The organism is Shewanella benthica KT99, from assembly GCF_000172075.1.
GTDB classification, from domain to species: Bacteria; Pseudomonadota; Gammaproteobacteria; order Enterobacterales; family Shewanellaceae; genus Shewanella; species Shewanella benthica_A.
Window position 1 is genome coordinate 1 of the sequence record NZ_ABIC01000097.1, and the last position, 1,898, is coordinate 1,898.

Genomic DNA, 1,898 nt, shown 5'->3' on the forward strand with positions numbered 1-1,898 from the left:
GCATCTTGGCTTTGGCTGGCGCCGGAAATTCCCAGCCGTTGTGCAACGTGTGAGGCTCGACGACGGTGACATTTATGAGGTTTTGCAATGACTTAAGCTCACGAAAAATGAGTGTCCTGTGTGCCCAAGGGCAGGCAAGGGAGACGTAAAGATGGTACCTGTTCGCTTCAGCCTTGAAGCCCTGTGTATCAGGTGTACCAGGCTGAGTTTGTCCATCGGTAAGGATCCAATTTCTGAAACGTGCATCCTCACGGATAAATTTGCCGCCATTCTCTTTGGTCGAGTACCATAGATCGACCCATTTTCCATCTTGAAGTAAGCCCATTTTATTCCTCTGCACTGTTTCTGTACTGTGAATGTCTGTGATCCAATTTAGCGCCGATTTAAATGGATTAAAAGGCCATAATTTGGCACTTAACGTCCAATTTAATCGAATGTTTTGTTGGTTTACATACCAAGTAGCTTAGCTTGTGGTGATCCTGATATGATATCGGCGATAAAATTTCATTAAAAATAAAGGGAAATAGATGTCAGTAGCAGTATTAGAGCGGATAACCATAGAGCCAAACACCCGCGCAACGGCATGTGTGATCTGGTTACACGGTTTAGGTGATTCTGGAGCCGGCTTTGCCCCTGTAGTACCAGTATTGGGTCTGCCGGATGATCACAGTATTCGTTTTATCTTCCCCCACGCCCCCGAGCAAGCGGTGACGATCAACCAAGGTTATGTGATGCGTAGCTGGTATGACATTAAGAGCATGGATCTGCACAATCGCGCCGATATGCCTGGGGTTCTGGACTCAGAGCAACTGGTTATTGCACTGATACAGGAGCAGATCGATGTCGGCATACCTGCAGATAAAATTGTACTGGCAGGTTTTAGCCAAGGTGGTGTGATGAGCCTGTTTAGCGGACTAAGATATCCACACACGTTAGCCGGCATAATGGCGCTGTCTTGTTACTTACCCACGGCCGATGAATTACCGGCCCAACTAAGTGAAGCCAATAAGCAGACGAGTATACTTCAGCACCATGGTGAGCAAGATGATGTGGTGCCACTATTCGCGGGCAAGATGGCTAATACTCTGTTGAATCAAGCCGATTATCACACCGAATGGAAAACTTATGCCATGGGACACAGTGTGTTACCACATCAACTGCAAGATATAGGCAAATGGCTCGTCAGCAGATTGATCTAGATGAATACTTTGACAGCAATCCAAGTATTAAGCTTGCCGAATATGGCTGCTTATTTGTGTCTGCGGCTCTAGTTTTAGGTACCGTTAAGCTCTCTCTTCCATTGTTAAATTGCCAAAGATTAATTTAACAAGTTGTAGTTACCCTCTGTTTAAAGTGAATGTGTACCATCCGCAGTACAAAAAACATTCACCATTAACGATCTTGAACGTAACATTGATGTAAATGCACATATTTTTTTAAAAAAACATCATTGTTGCGTATTACCACTGTTCTTGTTTTGTTCAGCTGATTACTTTTGCCTTGATTGGCTAACTAGTTGAAAACTATGGTTGATAAGGCTCCGATGGCTATCTGAAAAATAATTTGATAATAACGGTATTAACATTGGTTGTTGTTTGTTCTTATTTTCGAACAGTTGTTAAAGTAAACCACGGTCTTTCAGAGCATTCACGTCACATAAATCCATCAAAGTGACACATTGGTCAAATATTCTTTGCTATGATGTTGCCAGCGAGTCCACAGAGTCTCATATTGTAAAGCATGATGGTAACAAGTAGATATCCAATAAAAAATGGGGTTGATAGTAATGAAAAGTAAGCTAATTAAAGGTTTGGTTGCAACTGCAGTAATGGCGGCATTAGCAGGTTGTGGCAGTGATAATGATGACAAAAAAGAAGTTGTTCTGCCGGCAACATGTG

General features: G+C 42.8%; 1 protein-coding gene and 1 pseudogene. One reads left to right on the forward strand and one right to left on the reverse strand.

The genetic code is table 11. From position 1 onward, the window contains the following. A pseudogene (locus KT99_RS19650) lies at positions 1–325 on the reverse strand (glutathione S-transferase family protein); the annotation flags it as partial. A 202-nt stretch (positions 326–527) separates the two neighbouring features. On the opposite strand from KT99_RS19650, the gene KT99_RS19655 reads away from it, so the two are divergent. After that, positions 528–1,199 (forward strand): alpha/beta hydrolase, encoded by a 672-nt coding sequence (locus tag KT99_RS19655; protein ID WP_005503793.1) that lies wholly within the window; start codon positions 528–530, stop codon positions 1,197–1,199. The last annotated feature ends 699 nt before the right edge of the window (positions 1,200–1,898 follow it).

Excerpts from the sequence above, each read along its gene's own strand:
- KT99_RS19655 (WP_005503793.1), top strand. The coding sequence starts at position 528 with ATGTCAGTAGCAGTATTAGAGCGGATAACCATAGAGCCAAACACCCGC.